This is a genomic window from Pseudoalteromonas sp. S4492, assembly GCF_005886115.1.
In the GTDB taxonomy this organism is placed as follows: Bacteria; Pseudomonadota; Gammaproteobacteria; order Enterobacterales; family Alteromonadaceae; genus Pseudoalteromonas; species Pseudoalteromonas gelatinilytica.
Genome location: NZ_PNCP01000133.1, coordinates 1 through 2,756, shown reverse-complemented (window position 1 = coordinate 2,756; position 2,756 = coordinate 1). Strand labels below are relative to the sequence as shown.

At 38.0% G+C, this 2,756-nt stretch carries 2 protein-coding genes; both read right to left on the bottom strand.

Annotated features, from left to right (window positions below; all coding sequences use genetic code 11):
- Nucleotides 1-32: 32 nt before the first annotated feature.
- Nucleotides 33-377, bottom strand: a complete 345-nt coding sequence (locus CWC28_RS21170; RefSeq protein WP_130167815.1) for a four helix bundle protein — start codon at nt 375-377, stop codon at nt 33-35.
- A gap of 116 nt (nt 378-493) precedes the next feature.
- Complete coding sequence (locus tag CWC28_RS21165) at nt 494-2,632, bottom strand: YjbH domain-containing protein (RefSeq protein ID WP_138625738.1); 2,139 nt, start codon at nt 2,630-2,632, stop codon at nt 494-496.
- Nucleotides 2,633-2,756 lie beyond the last annotated feature (124 nt).

The following is a 2,756-nucleotide window of genomic DNA, read 5'->3' as shown; positions in this document are numbered from 1 at the left end:
CGAGTTGCGAGTTGCGAGTATACAAGGGTAAATTAATTATTTTTATGTAAGTACATTAATTTACCTAGCATTTTACCAATTTCTTCACACTCATTTGTTATGAGTAAGTAGTTTTCCTTATGCAAGTAACCCAATTCAAAAGCAAGCATTACTTGTGTTTTGAGTTCACCGACGGAGCCTTTAGCTATAGAAAGGAAATGAGCTCTTTCTTTTTTAGAAAAGCGCTCATACCCTTCAGCGATGTTACTTGGAATTGAAACCGAGCAGCGACACATTTGATCTTTTAAACTAAAATCTTTGAGTAAATAAAAACTTCTATAAACTAAAAGACTTAATTGAAAAGATCTCTTCCATACATCTAATCTCTCGTAGTACATAGCCACTCCTTGGCATCAGTATCTGACTCGTATCTCGCTTCTCGTCTATCGCTTCTCGTTTCTCGTTTCTCGTTTCTCGCTTCTAGTATTTCGCTTCTCGCTACTGCGAGTCGCTACTATTTATAACTCTCATACGCTTCTTTCATTCGCGCTAGGTTGCTATAAATATAGCTCGAAGTTAAACGACCACGCTTAAACATTGTATTATCTAAAGTGACTTGAGTTGAAGGCGCATAACCTTGGTTAAATACGAGTTTATTAAACTCGCCAACTTGTGTTGATAGGCCAATACGCCACATATCACGACCTTTTAACTGGCCAAATGGCGTTACTTTCATATCTTTACGTGGCGTAAGCGGTATACTAAGCCCTACACCCGCTTTTTGCGCATCGGTATTTTCATAGAATACTGCAATGTAGCTGTCACCAAACCAAAAACGACTTTCAAGTTTTAAGCCACTGTCACCATAAAAATACTTGCCACCCGTAGCATGAAAAGTAATATCTTGCTCAACCCAGTTGTACTGGTATGTCAGCGTTTCGTATTCACGTGATGCACGGTAGTCTGCATAATCAAAATAAGCAATTTTAGCACTTACTTTGTGGCGACCTTCAGGGCTTAACCAAGCAGTTTCGTTAATAATGGCTTTATAATCAAAGTAGTCTTTATAAAAACCTATTTGTGTTTGGTTATAAAAGCCATATGGTAGTGCAAAGGTTTGGTGCAGCATTGCATTTACAATACCTTCATCAAGGCTGTAATTATCAAATACACCGTTATCTTCAAAATCACTGCTTTCGTCTATAATAGTTTGGCCTGTAACCTTTATACCACCACCTTGCCAAAGTGGCACGTCAAGCTCGGCACGTAAACCTACAGAATAGTCAAAAACTCCAAACTCTGTTGCATAAGTATTAGATAAAGCAGGGCTCAAGGTTAAGCGCGGTTTAAAGTAAGGGCTTGCCTCTGCCTTACCTGCCCATACTACACCTTCAGGGATATTCGCTTTGCCTTGCTGTACATTTAGATCTGGGCTTACACCTTTTTCGATAAATAAGCGATAGTTATCAATCTTGCCCTGAATCGCAATTAAAGGAATATCTGTTTTAGAAAGCTGAACATTAAAATGTGCATTGGCACTCATCACACTTTCGGCAATACGGCCAAGTACAACACCAATCGCATCGATGTCATTGCGGTTAAATACCGAGTTTTCAAAGTTAACGAACACAGTATTCAGGTTATAACCAACCACTACATTTTCAAAGCCATCGTTTATTAATGCTTCTTTTAATTCGATTACTTGGCTATTTAAGCTTGAGCTTGCAAGTTTTTGCGTAGTTTCTGTGGATGCTTGTTTTACACTTGTAACCGTGAGAGCTTTTGCTTGTTCAGCCAATTCTGGCGCCATAGCTGTTTGAATAAAACCAATGCCATGGTCATCGATTTTAGCTATTGGTTGAGTTGCAACTGTTGCTACATAAGGGGCTGCTTCAACTTTTTTATAATTTTGTTTATCTTCACTCGAAAGCGGCATACTAAAGTTAACACCCCAATAGGTGTCTTGTTCTGAGTAATCTGTGTTACTGTAAAAACGGCTGGTAAAGGTTAGCTCGCCAATATCATAAAGCCACTTTTTAGGAATAGTCACTTTAGCACCCGCATTAAATGCCTCTGCATCATGCTCTGCTTGTAAGCTAAACCAATCGAAAACTTGATACTCTATACCCCCAAACACGCCATCCATCTCGCCATTAGGGCGTTTGCTTTTTGCGATACCTGCTGAAAACCTAAAGTTCCATAATTCTTTTGATGCCACAGCATAATAAGTTTCATAGTGGTTAATATGACCACCAATATCTTTACCACCAATAGAAAGGCTAAACCAACCTTTAGGAATATAAGGTATTTGATACTTAACATTAAAAGATAAGTCCCTGATTTGTTTCTTACCTTCTTTTGTGAACATATTATCATGCATGGTATTTGAAGCTATCAGACCACTTGCTTCTAGACCATCAAATAAGCCAGCACTAACAATAAAATTATGCCCATCAATATAGTTATCAGATAAATCAAAAAGCTCATTGTTATAGCCAAAGCCTATTACCCCTTTTTCTTGAACTTCAGCATTTGGAGTATTAATAAGGCCAGTATAACCAACGAAAGATTGATGAGAATTTATTTGTTCAGCAAAAACTAGCGGCGAACTTAGAGCTATTGCACTACCTAAAATGACATTAAGTTTCGACATAGACTATTCCGAGTTAAAATTATAAAAATCCTTAAATTAGATTAAATATAACATTAGAAGTGAAAAACGAGAAGTTAATAGCGAGGTGCTAGGTGCTAGGTGCTAGGTGCTAGGTGCTAGGTGC